Annotated in this window: 15 protein-coding genes; 12 read left to right on the top strand and 3 right to left on the bottom strand. The window is 53.1% G+C overall.

The annotated features are described in order from the left end of the window. Window positions 1-325 precede the first annotated feature (325 nt). The 12 genes from J2X61_RS25865 (at window position 326) to argH (ending at window position 14,748) form a co-directional block, all read left to right on the top strand. Window positions 326-523: a cold shock domain-containing protein gene (locus J2X61_RS25865; protein ID WP_274472953.1), complete on the top strand. Its 198-nt coding sequence runs from the start codon at window positions 326-328 to the stop codon at window positions 521-523. Window positions 524-689: 166 nt separating this feature from the next. After that, window positions 690-1,238 (top strand): ribosome hibernation-promoting factor, HPF/YfiA family, encoded by a 549-nt coding sequence (gene hpf / locus J2X61_RS25860; RefSeq protein ID WP_274472954.1) that lies wholly within the window; start codon window positions 690-692, stop codon window positions 1,236-1,238. A gap of 259 nt (window positions 1,239-1,497) precedes the next feature. Beyond that, window positions 1,498-4,017, top strand: a complete 2,520-nt coding sequence (gene secA / locus J2X61_RS25855; RefSeq protein WP_310191912.1) for a preprotein translocase subunit SecA — start codon at window positions 1,498-1,500, stop codon at window positions 4,015-4,017. A gap of 72 nt (window positions 4,018-4,089) precedes the next feature. Continuing rightward, a protein-coding gene (gene prfB / locus J2X61_RS25850) for a peptide chain release factor 2 (RefSeq protein WP_274472956.1) occupies window positions 4,090-5,209 on the top strand; the annotation gives its coding sequence in 2 pieces (ribosomal slippage) (window positions 4,090-4,161 and window positions 4,163-5,209; 1,119 coding nt in all). A 144-nt stretch (window positions 5,210-5,353) separates the two neighbouring features. Continuing rightward, complete coding sequence (locus J2X61_RS25845) at window positions 5,354-6,229, top strand: YitT family protein (protein WP_310191909.1); 876 nt, start codon at window positions 5,354-5,356, stop codon at window positions 6,227-6,229. 435 nt (window positions 6,230-6,664) lie between these two features. Continuing rightward, window positions 6,665-7,714 carry an N-acetyl-gamma-glutamyl-phosphate reductase gene (gene argC / locus J2X61_RS25840; protein ID WP_274472958.1) on the top strand — a complete coding sequence of 350 codons (1,050 nt, stop codon included), beginning with the start codon at window positions 6,665-6,667 and terminating at the stop codon, window positions 7,712-7,714. 25 nt (window positions 7,715-7,739) lie between these two features. Beyond that, window positions 7,740-8,966, top strand: a complete 1,227-nt coding sequence (gene argJ, locus J2X61_RS25835) for a bifunctional glutamate N-acetyltransferase/amino-acid acetyltransferase ArgJ (RefSeq protein WP_396135504.1) — start codon at window positions 7,740-7,742, stop codon at window positions 8,964-8,966. A 38-nt stretch (window positions 8,967-9,004) separates the two neighbouring features. Next, window positions 9,005-9,775 (top strand): acetylglutamate kinase, encoded by a 771-nt coding sequence (argB, locus tag J2X61_RS25830; protein WP_310192126.1) that lies wholly within the window; start codon window positions 9,005-9,007, stop codon window positions 9,773-9,775. A 20-nt stretch (window positions 9,776-9,795) separates the two neighbouring features. Further along, complete coding sequence (locus J2X61_RS25825; RefSeq protein ID WP_274472960.1) at window positions 9,796-10,992, top strand: acetylornithine transaminase; 1,197 nt, start codon at window positions 9,796-9,798, stop codon at window positions 10,990-10,992. Window positions 10,993-11,020: 28 nt separating this feature from the next. Next, window positions 11,021-11,980, top strand: a complete 960-nt coding sequence (gene argF / locus J2X61_RS25820; RefSeq protein ID WP_274472962.1) for an ornithine carbamoyltransferase — start codon at window positions 11,021-11,023, stop codon at window positions 11,978-11,980. A 36-nt stretch (window positions 11,981-12,016) separates the two neighbouring features. After that, window positions 12,017-13,255 carry an argininosuccinate synthase gene (locus J2X61_RS25815; RefSeq protein ID WP_274472963.1) on the top strand — a complete coding sequence of 413 codons (1,239 nt, stop codon included), beginning with the start codon at window positions 12,017-12,019 and terminating at the stop codon, window positions 13,253-13,255. A gap of 77 nt (window positions 13,256-13,332) precedes the next feature. After that, window positions 13,333-14,748, top strand: a complete 1,416-nt coding sequence (gene argH, locus J2X61_RS25810; RefSeq protein ID WP_310191900.1) for an argininosuccinate lyase — start codon at window positions 13,333-13,335, stop codon at window positions 14,746-14,748. A 55-nt stretch (window positions 14,749-14,803) separates the two neighbouring features. Here argH and J2X61_RS25805 read toward each other — a convergent pair whose 3' ends face one another. The 3 genes from J2X61_RS25805 to J2X61_RS25795 all read right to left on the bottom strand — a co-directional run bounded on the left by J2X61_RS25805 (window position 14,804) and on the right by J2X61_RS25795 (window position 18,028). Next, window positions 14,804-15,691, bottom strand: coding sequence for a DUF4097 family beta strand repeat-containing protein (locus J2X61_RS25805; RefSeq protein ID WP_310191897.1), 888 nt, complete (start codon window positions 15,689-15,691; stop codon window positions 14,804-14,806). Window positions 15,692-15,694: 3 nt separating this feature from the next. Further along, window positions 15,695-16,453: an HAAS signaling domain-containing protein gene (locus tag J2X61_RS25800; RefSeq protein ID WP_274472966.1), complete on the bottom strand. Its 759-nt coding sequence runs from the start codon at window positions 16,451-16,453 to the stop codon at window positions 15,695-15,697. A 129-nt stretch (window positions 16,454-16,582) separates the two neighbouring features. Continuing rightward, window positions 16,583-18,028, bottom strand: a complete 1,446-nt coding sequence (locus J2X61_RS25795; protein ID WP_274472967.1) for a VanW family protein — start codon at window positions 18,026-18,028, stop codon at window positions 16,583-16,585. Window positions 18,029-18,182: the final 154 nt, after the last annotated feature.

The raw sequence follows: 18,182 nt of genomic DNA, 5'->3' as shown, positions 1-18,182 counted from the left end.
TCAGTTGTGACGCCTATCATTTATATCGTCAATTAGCGTGACCATGTAAACCCCATTGCTAAAATAATTTCAAGTTATCCTCAAAGTGCGGGGAACACCCTGTGGATAATGTGTATAATCCTGTGCATAACTTTGTGAATAAATGGGACAAACCATTGATACGACAGCATTCTACAAATTCCGCAGTTATCCACGGCTTGTATATACCGGAATTTTCAAAAAATTTACGTTAGAGCCAAGTTTCAAATTGACAGGCCAAGCGCGACGGTGTTATAGTCGAAAAGTAAGGGCTTACATTTTTTAAAACGAAGGGAATGTGTACGTTATGCAAGGTAAAGTGAAATGGTTTAACGCAGAAAAAGGTTATGGCTTCATTGAGCGTGAAGACGGTGGGGATGTATTCGTGCATTTCTCAGCGATCCAAGCTGAAGGTTTCAAAACGCTGGACGAAGGTCAAGCTGTAGAATTTGACATCGTGGAAGGCGCACGCGGACCACAAGCCGCTAACGTGAACAGATTATAATGAATCCGGCACTCCCGTGCCGCTAGTATACACCTACGAACATGCACACCCTGGGAATTGTCCTGGGGTGTTTTTTTGCGTAAAATATTATGCTCGGAATTTAAAGGAATTATGAAGATGGAGTGGAATGTAGTATAATGTAAGTAAGGAAGGGAGATGTTTAACTATGATGATTAGCATTCGCGGAGAACACCTTGAAGTAACTGAAGCACTCAGGGACTATGTCGAGAAGAAATTAACAAGACTAGATAGGTACTTTGATGCTCCCCTCACATCCGACGTACAAGTTAAGCTAAGCGTGGTTAAAGGTCTGCAAGCCATTGAGGTATCCATTCCCCTTACAGGCGTGCTGCTAAGAGCCGAAGAACGCAACACGGACATGTATGCTTCGATTGATTTGGTCGTGGACAAGTTGGAACGCCAAATTCGCAAGCACAAAACGAGAACCAACCGCAAAATTCGCGAAGAAGGCGGCAAGCGCGATCTGTTCAAAATCGAAACATCGCCGGTCACCTATGTGGATGAGGAAGAGGACTTTGAATTGGTCCGCAACAAACGCTTCGATCTGAAGCCGATGGATGTGGAAGAAGCGATTTTGCAAATGAATCTGGTTGGTCATAACTTCTTTGTATTCTCCAATATGGACACAGACACTGTGAATGTAGTATATAAGCGTAACGACGGCAAATACGGATTAATCGAGCCGGCGATCTAACACATACGAGATAACCACAAAGCTTGATTCGACCCGTTCGAATTAAGCTTTTTTCTATTGAAAGCCGGAGCTCAGACGTCGTTCATTTAGCATGCATGCATTTCGGACAACGATTGAATACTATAGAAATAGGTTTTAAAACGTGAGCTTTATGAGCCATCAGGATGGATTAAAGCATGGAGATACAGGCTCTGTTGCGGCAAGCTGGTCAAAGGTGGTACAATTTAAGGATACGAATGCAATGGAAAGGGGTTCACCGATGCTAGGACTAGTGAAGAAAATTTTTGGTGATTCCAATGAACGGGAAGTTAAACGGATGTTGAAGGCTGTTGATTATATCAACGAGCTTGAAGCGACGATTCAGCCGTTATCCGATGAAGAGCTTAAAGGCAAAACGGTGGAGTTCAGAGAACGCCTGGCCAAGGGCGAGGATCTGGATGATTTGCTGCCGGAAGCTTTTGCTGTTGTGAGGGAAGCGGCCAAGCGTGTACTCGGCAAGCGTCACTACGACGTTCAGCTCATCGGAGGTATGGTACTGCATGAAGGCCGTATCGCGGAGATGAGAACAGGGGAAGGGAAAACGTTAGTTGGAACCCTTCCGGTTTACTTGAATGCCTTGTTGGGCAAAGGCGTGCATGTAGTAACGGTCAATGATTACCTGGCTCAGCGCGATAGCGCCGAAATGGGCGAAGTCTATAAATTCCTCGGCCTGACGGTTGGGGTTAACCTGCATGAGCTTTCTCATGAAGAGAAGCAAGCGGCTTACGCTTGCGATATTACGTATGGAACGAATAACGAATACGGTTTCGACTACCTGCGCGATAACATGGTGCTATACAAAGAGCAGATGGTTCAGCGCCCGCTGTATTATGCGGTAATCGACGAAGTAGACTCGATCTTGGTCGACGAAGCGAGAACACCTTTGATTATTTCCGGACAAGCCGCTAAGTCCACGGATCTTTATTATGCGGCGGACCGTTTTGTTTCGAAGCTGAAAGAGGAAGAGGACTTCACAATTGATATCAAAGTGCGTTCCATTGCTCTGACGGAAGAAGGTGTCGCGAAGGCAGAGCGGTCATTCGGCATTGAGAACTTATTCGATCATCAAAATGTGAACATTAACCATCACGTAACTCAAGCGCTTAAAGCGCGTTTCATCATGAAGCGTGACGTGGATTACGTCGTTCAAGACGACGAGGTCATGATCGTCGATGAATTTACAGGCCGGATTATGACAGGCCGTCGATATAGCGATGGACTGCACCAAGCGATTGAAGCCAAAGAGCAGCTGCAGGTTCAAAATGAGAGCATGACGCTGGCGACCATTACGTTCCAGAACTATTTCCGGATGTACCGTAAGCTTGCGGGGATGACAGGTACGGCGAAAACGGAAGAAGAAGAGCTCAAGAAGATTTACGGTCTTGAAGTTATTATCGTTCCGACGAACCGTCCGATGATTCGTAAAGATATGCCGGATGTGGTATACAAATCGGAGAACGGTAAGTTCAGGGCTGTTGTTGAGCAAATCGTAGAGAAGCACAAGCTGAACCAGCCTGTTCTTGTAGGTACGGTGTCGATCGAGAACTCAGAAAGACTGTCCGAGATGCTCAAGAAGAAAGGCGTTCCGCATAAAGTGCTTAACGCCAAATACCATGCCGAAGAGGCGGAAATCGTATCGCGTGCGGGTCAACCGGGTGCGGTCACGATTGCAACGAACATGGCGGGCCGCGGTACGGATATCATGTTGGGCGAAGGCGTACACGATATCGGCGGTTTGCATATTATAGGTACAGAACGTCATGAGAGCAGACGGATCGACAACCAGCTGCGCGGACGTGCGGGACGTCAAGGCGACCCGGGTTCCTCCCAATTCTATCTCTCTCTGGAGGATGAATTGATGAAGCGTTTCGGTGCGGAGAACATCATGGCGATGATGGACCGCCTTGGGATGGAAGAGGATCAACCGATCGAGAGCAAGCTGATCTCGCGTGCGGTGGAGTCTGCTCAGAAGCGCGTTGAGGGTAATAACTTCGACGTGCGGAAAGTCGTTCTACAGTATGACGACGTCATGAACCAACAGCGTGAGATCATTTATAAACAGCGCCGCGAGCTGCTGGAATCGGAAAATATCCGCGAAGTGATCGAGGGTATGATCAACGCTGTGATCGAGCGTGTCGTGAAAGCACATTGTCCGGAAGAAACGATCCCGGAAGAATGGGAATTGCAAGAGGTCGCTAATTTTGTGAATAACAACTTCCTTCAGGAAGATGCGCACATCAGCGATCAAGATATTTGGGGCAAAGAGCAAGAAGAGATTATCGAATATATCAAAGAGCTTGTAGCCAAACGCTACGATGAGCGTGAAGAAGAGATCGGTCCGGAATTCATGCGTGAATTCGAGAAGGTTGTCGCGCTGCGTGCGGTAGACTCCAAATGGATGGATCACATCGATGCGATGGATCAGCTGCGCCAAGGGATTCACCTGCGTGCTTACGGTGGTACGGATCCGCTTCGTGAGTACCAGTTCGAAGGCTTCGAGATGTTCCAAGAGATGATTGAGAACATTCGTGAGGAAGTCGCGATGTATATCATGAAGGCACATGTACAGAGCAACCTGGAGCGTCAAGCGGTAGCAGAAGGCCAAGCAGTGGATACAAAGAATGAAGCTGCAGGCAAAAAGCCAGTCGTACGCGGCGACGAGAACCGTATCGGACGCAACGACCCATGCCCATGCGGCAGCGGCAAGAAGTTCAAACAGTGCCACGGACAAGGCAGCTAAGGCGAATCGAATCCAATCGAAGATTGGTTAAGCCGCTTTTAGAGGCATAAGAGAATAAAGAGGTGTTAAGATATGCTGGAACCAGAAGTGAAACAAGACTTAAGAGAAACAGCAAAGCGACTAACCGAATTACGGGGGTCTCTTTGACTTAGATCATAAACTGGAAATGATCGGCGATCTCGAGGAGAAAATGGGAGCGCCGGACTTCTGGGACGATAACGAACGCGCCCAGAAGACGATTGCCGAGCTTAACGCGGTGAAGAGCGTTGTGGATCAATTCCAAGGCTTCTCGAACGAGTTCGAGGACCTGCAGGTCATGGTCGAGCTCGAGGAAGAGGAGAGCGATGCCGGCCTGGTGGCTGACATTGAGTCAGGCATCGCGGCGCTCAAGACCAGGCTCGAAGCCTTCGAGCTTGGCTTGCTGCTCAATCAGCCATATGACCGGCTGAATGCGATTCTGGAGCTGCATCCCGGTGCGGGCGGCACGGAGTCGCAGGACTGGGCGGAGATGCTGCTGCGCATGTACCGCCGTTGGGCGGAGAAGCGGGGCTACAAAGTCGAGGTGCTCGACTATTTGCCCGGCGATGAAGCCGGCGTGAAGAGCGTCACGCTGCAGATCACGGGCTTCAACGCCTACGGCTATTTGAAGGCGGAGAAGGGCGTGCACCGGCTCGTGCGTATTTCGCCGTTCGATGCGTCCGGCAGACGTCACACGTCCTTCGTGTCGTGCGATATCATGCCGGAAATCGAAGACGATACGGAGGTTGAGATCCGCACGGAGGATCTCAAGGTCGATACGTATCGCGCCAGCGGTGCCGGCGGTCAGCATATTAACACCACGGACTCCGCCGTACGGATTACGCATATTCCGACGGGCGTCGTGGTTAGCTGCCAGCAGGAGCGCTCGCAGATCAAGAACCGCGAGAAAGCGATGAAAATGCTGCGCTCCAAGCTCTACGAGAAGAAGATCGAAGAGCAGATGAAGCAGCTGGCGGAGATTCGCGGCGAACAGTCCGATATCGGCTGGGGCAGCCAAATCCGTTCGTATGTCTTCCATCCATACAGCATGGTCAAGGATCACCGGACCTCTGCGGAGACAGGCAATGTCGGCGCGGTCATGGACGGAGATCTGGATATGTTCATCGATGCGTTCCTGCGCCATCAGATTAAGAAGCCGGAGAACGAGGAGTAAAGCGAAGCGAAGCGAGCGGCGGTTATCGACGTGGCCGGCATTAAGCGGAATCCACTCGCTGAGCCGTGCCGCGCATAGCCAAGACTTCAGACGATCATCCTACACCTAACAGGTGTAGGTTTTTTTGTGAGAGGAGGGCCTAGGGTGTCCCGAAGCCGAAAAGAACCATGGATACGGATAGGAAGTCCAGCGCATACCGTATTGGAATATACGTTATTAATAGTAGGCTCGTTAATTATGGCGGCGAGCTTTAACTGTTTTCTGAACGCGAACCAAATTGCCACCGGAGGCGTATCGGGCATTTCGACGATCGTTCAGTATGTGGCGGGTGTGAGCCCGGCAATCACCCAGTGGGCACTCAACATACCGATTTTCCTTTTGGCCTTGTGCCTGCTCGGCGGACAATTCGGGTTGAAAGCGGCCGTAGGATCGGTCGTATTCCCGCTGTGCGTCCTTGTCACCAGCCATCTGGGTATTCCGACGCACAATCCGCTGCTAGCCGCCGTTTACGGCGGAATCGGCGTAGGGTTGGGATTGGGTATCGTTTTCCGCGGCCGCGGATCGACAGGGGGTCTAGGGTTGGCCGCACAAATTTTACATAAGTATACGGGCTTGAGTTTGGGTTTCTCGGTTGCGGTGTTCGACGGCTTGGTCATTATCAGCTCAGCGCTGGCGTTTACGCCGGAGAATGCCCTGTACGGGTTGATCGGGCTTTTCGTCACGACCAAGACGATCGATATCGTGCAGCTGGGCTTCAATTATGCCAAAGTGGCGTTTATAATTTCGGATCAGACGGAGGCGCTGCGCAAAGCGATTCTGTACGATTTGGACCGCGGCTTAACGGAATTAAACGGCTCGGGCGGATTTACCGGGGAGTCGCGGACGGTGATGATGGTCGTGGTGAAGCAGAGCGAAGTGAGCCGGCTGAAGACGCTGGTGCGGTCGGTGGATCCGCAGGCTTTTGTGATTTTGAGCGAAACGAATGAGGTGCTGGGCGAAGGGTTCAAGCGGCATGCCTAGGTGCGGCGATTGGCGTTTCTACGGCTCTCACATATTGAATCAGGCGGGGTAACCCCAAAGACCGTCAGGCCCTGAAATGCACGCCCAATGGTAGATCGTGTCTAACAATTGGAGCGCACTTCGCGGCCTGACGGTTTTTTTGATAGGGCGAGGGCTGAACTCCACAAAAAAAAGTTGCTAGTCCACTGCTCAATTTGGGATAATATAACTGTTCGTTTTCTGAACAAGCCGTCTATGCATATTATGAATGTTTTTTCGTGGAGTCCCTGAGGGAAACAGCTCTTGGGGTTTTCGTTCAAAAAGCTGTCAAACCCTTGACCGATCCTGCATCTTCTGACCTAAATCCAGCGAAAAAGGACGAAAAAAATTCATTGAATTATTATGTATATGACTGTATAATCATACATATATTTTCGGAGTAACGGGGGAATTCATATGAGTCAAGGCGTTAGAGCGGCAATTATCGGAGCTACTGGATACGGCGGCGTGGAAGTCATCCGCCTCTTGCAGGCGCATCCATTGGTGACAATCACTTCGGTCATTTCGACCTCGAATGCGGGAGCGCCATTGGCGGACCATTTTCCACATTTGCAAGAAATCGTGGTTGATATACTCGACGAATTAGACGTTAATTTGATCGCAGGCAAAGCCGACGTCGTGTTCCTGGCCACACCGGCGGGCGTCAGTGCGGAGCTTTCACCGAAACTTTTGGCTGCGGGCCTGAAGGTTATTGATATTTCCGGGGATTTGCGTTTGAAGTCCAGCAGCGATTACGAGAAATGGTATAAAAAGAAACCGGCCTCCGAGGACGTGCTGGCGAAATCGGTCTATGCGCTATCCGAAGTGTTCGGAGACGAAGTGAAAGGCAGCGATCTGGTCGCGAATCCGGGCTGTTATCCGACAGCAACGCTGCTTGGTTTGATCCCGGCTGTCAAAGCGGGCTGGATCGATCCTGCGACGATCATCATCGATGCCAAATCCGGCGTATCCGGAGCGGGTCGCGGGGTGAACCTGGGCGTGCACTACGCGGAAGTGAACGAGAATCTAAGCGCGTATAAGGTGAATAAGCACCAGCATATTCCGGAGATCGAACAGGCGCTCAGCCGTGTAGCGGGGAAACCGGTCGTTACTACGTTTACGACACACCTGGTGCCGATGACACGCGGAATTATGTCGACGATGTACGCGACGGTTCAAGGCGAGCATACGACAGCCGATTTCATCGAGCTGTATCGTCAGTTCTATGAAGGCCGGAAGTTCGTGCGGATTCGCCAAGAGGGCAAATACCCGTCTACGAAGGAAGTTGCCGGCTCCAACTACTGCGATATCGGCTTTTCCGTGGATGAACGGACAGGTCGCGTGACGATTGTGTCGGTCATCGATAATGTCGTGAAGGGCGCTGCAGGGCAGGCTATTCAGAACTTGAATTTGATGTACGGCTGGGAAGAAACAACCGGATTGCTGTTCGCGCCGGTTTATCCATAAGAAGAGGACATGTGAGGAGACGAGAATCTTGGATAAAGCTAGTTTCACGGTCGTGCCGGAGGGCACGGTAACGACGCCGAAAGGCTTTCGTGCAGGCGGTCTGCACTGCGGTTTGAAGAAGACGGAGCGCTTCGATTTGGGCGCTATCGTATGTGATGTGCCGGCGGCAGCGGCGGGCGTATACACGCTGAACGCGTTCCAGGCGGCACCGCTGCGCGTGACGCAGGAGAGCATCGCGCAAGGCGGCAAGCTGCAGGCGATGATCGTCAACAGCGGCAACGCCAATGCGTGCACAGGCCAGCAGGGCGAGGACGACGCCTATGCGATGCGTGCGGCTAGCGCGAAGGCGCTGGGCGTGGCGGAGCATCACGTGGGCGTCACAAGCACGGGCGTGATCGGCGAGCTGCTGCCGATGGGCAAGGTGCTGTCAGGCATCGAGCAGCTGCCGCAGCGCATTCAAGCGGACGGCGGGGAAGACTTCTGCCAAGCGATCCTGACGACGGATCTTGTGCAGAAGATGACATGCGTTCGTCTTACCGTCGGCGGCAAGGAGGTTCACATTGCCGGGGCAGCCAAGGGTTCGGGGATGATTCATCCGAACATGGCGACGATGCTCGGCTTCATGACGACCGACGCGCCGATCGAGAGCGAGCACCTGCAGGCGCTGCTTAGCAGGATTACGGATAACACCTTCAACATGATCACCGTTGACGGCGATACAAGCACCAACGACATGGTCGTGGTGATGGCCAGCGGTTTGGCCGGCGGCGAGACGCTGACACCGGCGCACCCGGATTGGGAAGCCTTCGCAGCAGGCTTCCAGTATGTCGGCGAGTACCTCGCCAAGGCGATCGCACGCGACGGCGAGGGCGCAACGAAGCTGATCGAGACGACAGTCATCGGCGCGGAGAGCGATGAAGCGGCGCGGAAGATCGTGAAGTCGATCATCGGTTCGAGCCTCGTGAAGTCCGCCGTATACGGCGCTGACGCGAACTGGGGCCGGATCATTGCGGCCGTCGGTTACTCGGGCCAACCAGTGAATGTGAACACGGTTGATATCCGCTTGGGCGATATCGCTGTACTGGAGCAATCGCGTCCGGTAAAGTTCGACGAGGAAGCGGCGCTGGCTTATTTGAAAACGGACACGATTCAAATACACGTGAATTTACATATGGGCGCCGGCAAGGCAACGGGCTGGGGCTGCGATTTGACATATGATTACGTACGCATCAACGCGGCTTACCGCACTTAAGAAGGGGAACGAGCGCAGTGAAGAACAATTGCTTTGTGATGAAATGCGGCGGCAGTACGCTTGCGGCGCTGCCGGCCAGTTTTTTTGAAGATATGCGTCAGCTGCAAGAAGAAGGCATTGTCACCGTGATTGTGCATGGCGGCGGGCCGGCGATTTCGGATACGCTCGGGAAGCTGGGCATCGAGTCCGGCTTCGTGAACGGACTCCGGGTAACGACGGAGCCGGTGCTCGACGTCGTGGAGATGGTGCTATCCGGCCAGATAAACAAAGAGATCGTCCGGCGCATTCAATTGACCGGTGCGGCGGCGCTCGGATTGTCCGGTGTGGATGGACATCTGATTGAAGCGAAGCCGGTGGCGAACAGCCATGAAGTCGGTCTTGTCGGCGACGTAACGAAAGTCAACGCCGAACTCATTCAGGGCGTTGTGAATATGGGCTATATTCCGGTCATCGCGCCTGTCGGTCTTGGTGCTGACGGCGGCCAGCGTTACAACATCAATGCGGATACGGCGGCCGGTGCCGTTGCGTCGCACCTAGGTGTCGAGCAGATGGTCGTCGTAACGGACGTTCCCGGCATTATGAAGACGGTGGACGGCGAAAAGCAGGTACTGCCTGTCGTGAGCGTGGCGGAGATCGAAGAGATGATCGCTAGCGGAGACATTTATGGCGGCATGATTCCGAAGGTTCGCGCAGCGATTGCTTGTATCCAAGGCAAGGTGCAGGAAGTTGTGATCGTGAACGGAGCGGAGCCGAATGTGCTGAGCAAAGTGCTGAAGGGCACGGGAATCGGAACAAGAATTGTACGATAAACACTAAGGAGGGAATGTACATGAGTGAAACGGGGAAAAGCTCGCTCTTTCCAACGTACGCCAGATATCCGATTACGCTGGTGAAAGGGGAAGGCAGCCGGCTGTGGGATGACACAGGCAAGGAATATATCGACTTGATGAGCGGGATCGCCGTAGCGAACCTTGGGCACGCGCCGAAGGAAGTCAAGGAGGAGCTTGTGCAGCAGTTGGATCAGCTGTGGCACGTAAGCAACCTTTTCCATATTCCGAATCAGGAGAAGCTTGCATCGTTGTTAACGGCGAACAGCTGTGCGGATGCCGTTTTCTTCTGCTCCACGGGAGCGGAGGCGAACGAGGCTGCGATCAAGCTGGCACGCCGTTACAATCAGAAGGTGCTGAACAACGGCCGGTACGAGATTATCACGTTCAACATGTCGTTCCATGGACGTACGCTCGCAACATTGACGGCAACGGGTCAAGATAAAGTGAAGGAAGGCTTCCTTCCGCTTCCCGAAGGCTTCGTCTATGCGCCGTACAACGATATCGAGGCTGTCCGCAGTCTTGTGAATGATAAAACATGCGCTATCATGCTGGAGATGGTCCAAGGAGAAGGCGGCGTGCTGCCGGCGGATCCGGAATTCGTGAAACAGCTCGCCGAGCTGTGCAAGCAGGAGAATCTGCTGTTGATTGCGGATGAGATTCAAACGGGTGTAGGACGCACAGGCAAGCTCTTTGCCTATGAGCATTATGGGGTTGAACCGGATATTTTCACATTGGCCAAAGGTTTGGGCGGCGGGTTCCCGATTGGGGCGATGCTCGGCAAAGCTTTCTTGGCGGAAGCGTTCAACGCGGGAAGCCACGGCTCGACATTCGGCGGTACGCCGATTGCGACGGCTGCCGGCTATGCGGCGGTGAATGCGATTCTAAGCCAGCAGCTGCCGGAGCGCGCAGCCGAAATCGGCGACTATACGATCAAGAAGCTGGAGAGCAAGCTGGCCGGCAATCCGCTCGTCGCGAAAATTCGCGGCATCGGGCTTTTGATCGGCATTGAGTGCACCCAGCCTGCAGGCGAATTCATCAGCGAAATGCATAAGCGTGGCGTACTGGTCATTCCGGCGGGGCCGAACGTGATTCGGTTAGTGCCTGCTTTGAATATACCGCAAGCGGATTTGGATCAAGGGCTTGATGTGCTGTGCGCCGTCCTCTCGGAGAAGGCAGCGACGATCAGCGCGAAGTAATGAGGAAACAGGGAGAGAGGTTGAACGAATGAACACAACTTTACAAGAAGAAGTGGCGGCCCAGTTGAAAGGTAAGGATTTCCTCGCACTGGCTGATTATACACCGGAAGAGATTGAATATTTGATTCACTATGGCATCGAGCTGAAGCGTAAGCAGAAGGCGAGAGAGCCGCATGCTGTGCTGGCTGGCAAGACGCTCGGCATGATTTTCGAGAAGTCCTCCACGCGTACGCGCGTTTCATTCGAAGTGGGGATGTACCAGCTTGGAGGGCAGGCTTTGTTCCTGAGCAAAAACGACCTGCAGCTCGGGCGCGGTGAAACGGTTTGGGATACGGCGCAAACGCTGTCCCGTTACCTCGACGGCATTATGATCCGTACCTACGAGCATCGTAAAGTCATCGACCTGGCACGCGGTTCAACGGTTCCGGTCATTAACGGTTTGACGGACTATGCCCATCCTTGCCAAGTTATGGCTGATTATCAGACCGTGCTTGAGAAAAAAGGCCGCCTGAAAGGCATCAAAGTCGCTTACATCGGGGATGGCAACAACATGGTGCATTCCTTGATGGTGGGTGCGAGCAAATTAGGGATGGACTTCGCGATCGCTTCGCCGGAAGGGTACGATCCCGATCAGGAAGTCATTCAGAATACGAAGGAAAATGCCGCACAATACGGCGGAAGCTTCCTGTTGACGCGCGATCCGCGTGAGGCGATTGAGAATGCGGATATCGTCTACACCGACGTATGGGCCAGCATGGGCTTTGAAGCCGAGCAGAAAGAGCGCGAGATCGCGTTCAAAAACTATCAAGTCAATGAGGACCTCGTGAAGTATGCCAAGTCCGATTACTTGTTCATGCATTGCCTGCCGGCACACCGCGGCGAAGAAGTGAGCGAAGGCGTCATCGACGGCTCGCATTCGATTATTTTCGACCAGGCAGAGAATCGTCTTCATGCGCAAAAGGCTATTATGGCCGCGACCATGATATAATAAATAGAACTATAGGAAACGGAGAGATTACTAGACATGGCTAAGGAAAAAATCGTACTCGCGTATTCCGGCGGGTTGGATACATCGGTTATTTTGAAATGGCTGAAGGAAACGTATGACGCCGAAATCATTGCTTTCACCGCGGATATCGGGCAAAAAGACGAGCTGGACGGTCTGGAAGAAAAAGCGCTCAAAACCGGCGCATCCAAAATCTACATCGACGATCTGCGCGATGAGTTCGCGAAGGATTTCATCAACCCGATGTTCCAAGCGGCGGCTTTGTATGAAGGGCAATACTTGCTCGGCACGAGCATTGCGCGTCCGCTGATCGCGAAGCGTATGGTCGAAATCGCGCGCGCGGAAGGCGCAACGGCGATTGCCCACGGCGCAACCGGCAAAGGAAACGACCAAGTGCGTTTCGAATTGACAGCAGCGGCGCTTGCTCCTGAGATTTCTGTTATCGCACCTTGGCGTCTGGAAGAATTCCGCGAGCAGTTCCCTGGCCGCGCTGAGATGATCGCGTATGCCGAGAAGCACGGCATTCCGGTAACGGCTTCCGCTGCCAAGCCTTATTCGACCGACCGCAACCTGCTGCACATCTCCTTCGAGAGCGGCATGCTGGAGGATCCTTGGTTCGATGCGGCAGCTGACTCCAACAAAGATATGTACGTTCTGAGCGTGGCGCCGGAAGATGCGCCGGATCAAGCGGAATACATCGAACTGGAGTTTGAGAAAGGCGACTGCGTCGCCATCAACGGCGCGAAGCTGACTCCGCTGCAAGTGATGGAAACGTTGAATGAAATCGGCGGCAAGCACGGCATTGGCCGTGTGGACATGGTGGAGAACCGTTTCGTCGGCATGAAGAGCCGCGGCGTGTACGAAACGCCGGGCGGTACGATTCTGTTCACCGCTCACCGCAAAATGGAATCCCTCACGATGGACCGCGATGTGATGCACCTTCGTGATTCCCTGATCTCGAAATATGCGAGCCTGGTATACAACGGCTTCTGGTTTGCTCCGGAGCGTCTGGCGATCCAAGCGCTTGTGACGGAAAGCCAAAGAAACGTGACCGGTACGGTTCGCTTGAAATTGTACAAAGGCAACGTCATCGGAGCCGGCGTGAAGAGCCCGGTATCCCTTTATAATCCGGATATCGCTACGATGGAAGCCGATCCGACCAAAGCTTACGATCAAGGCGATGCAACAGGCTTCATTCGCTTGAACGCGCTTCGTCTGAAAGTATCTTCCGGTGTCGAGCAGAACGCGAAGAAATAAGTTTATCATAAGCTGTGAACCGGGCTTTCCCTTGTGGAAAGCCTTTGGGCTGTAAATATAGAGAGGAGTGGGTGTGCGTGTCAAAGCTATGGGGTGGACGATTCACGAAACAAACCGACCAATTGGTCGAGGAATATACGGCATCGATTACATTTGATAAAGAACTTGCGGAAGAAGATATTCAAGGCAGCTTGGCCCATGTTACCATGTTGGGGAAATGCGGGATTCTTCCTGCTGCGGATGTCGAAACGATCAAGGACGGCCTGCTGCAGGTGCAAGGCATGATTCGCCGCGGCGAGCTGGCATACACCATTCAGAATGAAGATATTCACATGAATATCGAGAAAACGTTGATCGACCTGATCGGTCCTGTCGGCGGCAAGCTGCATACCGGCCGCAGCCGCAACGACCAAGTCGCGACGGACATGCATCTCTATTTGCGCAAACGCGTCGTGGAGTTCGTCGGACACTTGATCAAGCTGCAGGAAGCATTGATCGATCAAGCGAAGAAGAACATCGACACGATCATCCCGGGCTACACGCATCTGCAGCGTGCGCAGCCGATCTTGTTCGCGCACCACATGATGGCCTATGTCAGCATGTTCCAGCGTGACCTCGAGCGCTTGCAGGACAGCTACAAGCGCGTAGACGTTCTGCCGCTCGGCGCCGGCGCGCTCGCCGGTACGACATTCCCGATCGACCGCCATTTCGTGGCGGAGCAGCTCGGGTTCGGACGCGTGTACGAGAACTCCCTGGATGCGGTCAGCGACCGCGACTTCATCCTGGAGTTCCTCTCCAACGCGTCCATGATTATGATGCACCTGTCTCGCTTCAGCGAGGAGATGGTGCTGTGGTCTTCCACAGAGTTCGCGTTCGTTGAACTCGACGATGCGTTCTGCACCGGCAGCTCGATCATGCCGCAGAAGAAGAACCCGGACGTAGCGGAGCTCGTCCGCGGCAAAACAGGCCGCGTCTACGGCAACCTGTTCGGTCTGATGACCGTGCTGAAGTCGCTGCCGCTGGCGTACAACAAAGACATGCAGGAAGATAAGGAAGGCATGTTCGATACGGTTCGCACGCTGCAAGGCGCGCTGCAATTGTTCGCCCCTATGGTTGCGACGATGAAGGTGAACACGGACCGGATGAGACAAGCCGTTAACCAAGACTTCTCCAATGCGACGGATATCGCCGATTACCTGGTGAACAAAGGGCTGCCGTTCCGACAGGCGCATGAGGTGATCGGGAAAACGGTGCTGCATTGCATTCAGAACAAGAAATATCTGCTCGATATGAGCATCGAGGAATTCAAAACGTTCTCCGAGCTGTTCGAGTCCGATATCTATGCGGTGCTGCAGCCGGAGCAAGTGGTCAATGCGCGCAATGTTTACGGCGGTACAGCCAGCAATCAAGTATCCGAAGCGATTGTCCGCGCTGAGCAAGTGCTCGCCGAGTCCAACGCGTGGCTGCAAGAATACCTGGAGAAAAGTAAATAAAAAAAAGCCTTCAACGCCATCCGGCTGGATGGGAGTTGAAGGCTTTTTTGCTGCTTTACCGGCCGGTGACGGAGATATAGCCGGTATCGACGCGGATTTTGACTTTCTTGCTGCCGTCGCCGAGGGTGCCTTTGGCGGCATGATGATCTTCGCGGTCTACGGTTAGACCGGGCACTTCCAGATTGACGGCGCCCGTATCGGCCGCTAGATCGAAGTTGACGTTCTTAGGCACAGGATCGAGTGTCAGACGCACGCTTCCGGCATCCGACTCCAGGGAGACGGACTCGCCGATCTCGGCCATTCTGGCCGTGATGCTTCCTGTATCGGTCTTCAGCTTCGCGTCGCCCTGTCCTTCTTGAATGTGAATGCTGCCCGTATCCGTTTGGAGGTTCATCGATTTGCCTTCGTAACGATCGAGCGAAATGTTGCCGGCATCCGTACTGACCGTCAGTTTCTCGGTTTTCAGGTCATTGAGTGCGATGCCGCCCGTATCGGAATTGACGGTAATGGCTTTGTACATTTTGTCTGGCAGCGACACTTCGGTTTTCAGGCCAAAGCCGCGGCCGGCGATCCAATTCTTGAATTCGGTTATGTCGAAGCCGATATCGAAGTGATCTTTCTCCTTCGTGCAAACGTCTACGCGCCATACATTGCTGCCTTCCGTCACCGCCTCTACCGTACACTCGTTGGCGTTCTGCTCGCGCATCGTACCGGATAGGCGGACCTTGATTTCATCCCCGTTCGTCGGGACGAAAGTGATGTTGGAAATATCGTTTTGAATGATTATCGTATCAATACTAGCGGCAGATATTTTCTTCTCGATATCGACTTTGGCGATGCCGGCCTCGAGATCTAACGTCTTGAAAGAAATAGCTGAACCTACCAGACCCACGGCCAAACAGGCAAAGCCAGTCAGCAGGAAAAATTTGTATCCACGTTTCATGGCTTAGGCCCCCTTAATGAGTTTGGCGTTGAATTGGATGTACGACCAGCTGAGTTTGAAAAAGGCTTTGATCAGCCAAGTGCTGATGGTCGTCAGAATGACGCCTAAGCCGAAGCAGCTGAGCATGGCAAAGCCGATGAAACGCAGATCGTTGCCGACCGTGCCCATGAAGCTGCTCAGCATGCCGGCGATCGGGGCGACAATCAGAGCGAATCCGGATGCAAATAGTGCGATTAGCGTGGCCAAAATGCCGAACCACGGACCTACCACGAACAGCAAATTGAAGAAGCCCAGCGCGATAGATACGATAATCGCCTTGATTCCGGTCTCCTGTTTAACCGGATAGGGGTACGGAGGCTGCTGGCTATAATAGGGGTTCGGCTGCGGCGGCGTGTACGGCGGGAAGCCTGGTGCGTCCGGTGCCTGCTTGGGTGCTGGGCCCGGTTCAGGTCTTGCGTAAGCTCTGTCCAATGGAGGGAGCTTCTCCTCTGCGTTTCGGATTGGCGGCTCAGGACTGACGAAGGGCATCTCCTTAGGTCCCCTGGCCGACTGAGGCTCATGAGGCTCTTTAGGCTCCTTCGGTCCATCCCAATTCGGTACTCGCGGATAGCCGAGCGATTGGGCGACCTCGTCCTCATGCTTGCCGTTCTCAACCGCCTTCTGAAACAATTCTTCGTAAACAGACAATATATTTTGGCGCTCCTTCTCCGGAAGTCCGCGCAGTCGATAGTTTAATTCTTTGAAATAATCAACCTTACTCATCGTGCATCCTCCTTATGTGCAATCTCTATATGCTTATCTTAATAAAAAAAAGTCATAGTGACCTAGTAACTACAGTCACATGACCTTTTGATAAAAGACATATATTTGCGGCCGATCCAGTCACAAAGCTTATCGGAAGGACGGTCCTTTGACGCCGTCCTCCAGGATGGGTTGCTGTGGAGGCTCAGTCCCTCCGCCTTCCTCGGCCTTGACGTCGCCGCGGTTAGAGGCGATCAGTGTAGGAACAGCAGAGTACTGATCTTTGGAGATCAGTTCTCTGCTAACGATTGCCCCGTTCTCCTTTTTAATTCGGTACGTCTCTACCTTATAGCCTGCTTTGCCGGTAGAGATCGGCCGGGTAGCGCCAGGGGCTAAGCTCGGGTTGTGTAAATATTTGACCGGAGGTTGAATAGTTTCAACGACCTTGGAGTCGATGTCGTAAGTGACCGATGGCGACATATGCCCGTAGAGTTTAACCGTAATGTCGTGGTCCGTTGTTACGGTGCGGATTAAGAGGTAAGCGTCCGTGTTGTTGCGGAATTTGAAATTGATATAGCCGTTCGCGAATGTCGCATCTTGTCCCAATGCGATATACGAGACGGGCAGGGAATGGTTGCGCCGCTCCACGATCTGCAGCCCGCTGCGCAGCACGGCATTGTACAGCGTTGTCGAAACTTGGCAGATGCCTCCGCCGATGCCCGGAACGAGCTTGCCGTTCAAGATGACCGGCGCTTCCTTATAGCCGAATCGGCTCTCGGTCTGCGCGATGATTTTGCTGTAGTCGAACGTCTCGCCGGGGGCTAGAAGCATGTCTTGGATAGACGCGGCGGTAGAGCGGATGTTGTGGATCCGACCTTCGCCCGACACCGGGAAGGCGGTCGTGAACTCGGATATTTTGCGCTCAATTCCTTGCTTCCTTAAAGTTTCTACCGTCACCGAAGGGCTCTGTTCGTAGAGGGGAAGCGTCAGTCTGATCGGCGCAGCGTAATGGATGTAAGAGACCGAGGGGGCGATTTCCCGCAAATGCTCGCTCAGATGGACGGTGTCAACGCGAAGAACCCGGCGCTCCGGTTCATAAATCAGTTGGTCCTGTGCCGTTACGACGCGCTTGGCCGGTACGGGCTGCTGGCTATAGAGATCCTTCCAAGTTTCTTTGACGGTTCCGGCAAGCCGCGTCTCGCTAACGGACACTTCGAGCGGGACATCGGCTCGCCGAAGCTGCCAGCGCGCTTTAATCCGCTCCCAGGGGGAGGCGCGGAACAGACGGTCCAACGCTTGCTTCAAAGCCTCGTCATGATATTCAATACCTAATTGTCCAAGGGTTAGCTGGCGATTGGCGATATCCGGATAGGAGGTTTGCAGCTGTACGGGAAAGGAGGACAACAGGTTCAACCGCTCGTCGTATTGTTGTTGAAACGTGTCGTATGGCATGCCGCCGACCCGCCAGCCTGCAACGGCGAATTTCGGAGGCAGCGTGCTTTGGGAACCATACATATATAGAGCTATGCCGAGCGCGCCCAGCATTCCTGTTACGATGGATACATGGATAGCGACTTTCCGAAGGTGGAGTGGCATGTCAGCGGCTCCTTTACATACGAATTGTGAAAAGGCCTGTACTACCATATGTATGTTCCCGGGGAACGATTTATGATTAAAACCTTATAAACCTCAAATGTGTACAAATCATGTTATAATGACAGTAACCAACATGAATAATGGTACGGTTTTA

It is taken from the genome of Bacillus sp. 3255, from assembly GCF_031456485.1.
Classification (GTDB): domain Bacteria; phylum Bacillota; class Bacilli; order Paenibacillales; family NBRC-103111; genus Paenibacillus_E.
This window is presented reverse-complemented; position numbering and strand designations above follow the sequence as displayed.

What these genes read in the sequence shown, in the direction of transcription:
- J2X61_RS25865 (WP_274472953.1), top strand. Translation starts at nt 326, where the DNA reads ATGCAAGGTAAAGTGAAATGGTTTAACGCAGAAAAAGGTTATGGCTTC.
- hpf (WP_274472954.1), top strand. Translation starts at nt 690, where the DNA reads ATGATGATTAGCATTCGCGGAGAACACCTTGAAGTAACTGAAGCACTC.
- secA (WP_310191912.1), top strand. Translation starts at nt 1,498, where the DNA reads ATGCTAGGACTAGTGAAGAAAATTTTTGGTGATTCCAATGAACGGGAA.
- argC (WP_274472958.1), top strand. Translation starts at nt 6,665, where the DNA reads ATGAGTCAAGGCGTTAGAGCGGCAATTATCGGAGCTACTGGATACGGC.
- argB (WP_310192126.1), top strand. Translation starts at nt 9,005, where the DNA reads ATGAAATGCGGCGGCAGTACGCTTGCGGCGCTGCCGGCCAGTTTTTTT.
- J2X61_RS25825 (WP_274472960.1), top strand. Translation starts at nt 9,796, where the DNA reads ATGAGTGAAACGGGGAAAAGCTCGCTCTTTCCAACGTACGCCAGATAT.
- argF (WP_274472962.1), top strand. Translation starts at nt 11,021, where the DNA reads ATGAACACAACTTTACAAGAAGAAGTGGCGGCCCAGTTGAAAGGTAAG.
- J2X61_RS25815 (WP_274472963.1), top strand. Translation starts at nt 12,017, where the DNA reads ATGGCTAAGGAAAAAATCGTACTCGCGTATTCCGGCGGGTTGGATACA.
- J2X61_RS25805 (WP_310191897.1), bottom strand. Translation starts at nt 15,691, where the DNA reads ATGAAACGTGGATACAAATTTTTCCTGCTGACTGGCTTTGCCTGTTTG.
- J2X61_RS25800 (WP_274472966.1), bottom strand. Translation starts at nt 16,453, where the DNA reads ATGAGTAAGGTTGATTATTTCAAAGAATTAAACTATCGACTGCGCGGA.
- J2X61_RS25795 (WP_274472967.1), bottom strand. Translation starts at nt 18,028, where the DNA reads ATGCCACTCCACCTTCGGAAAGTCGCTATCCATGTATCCATCGTAACA.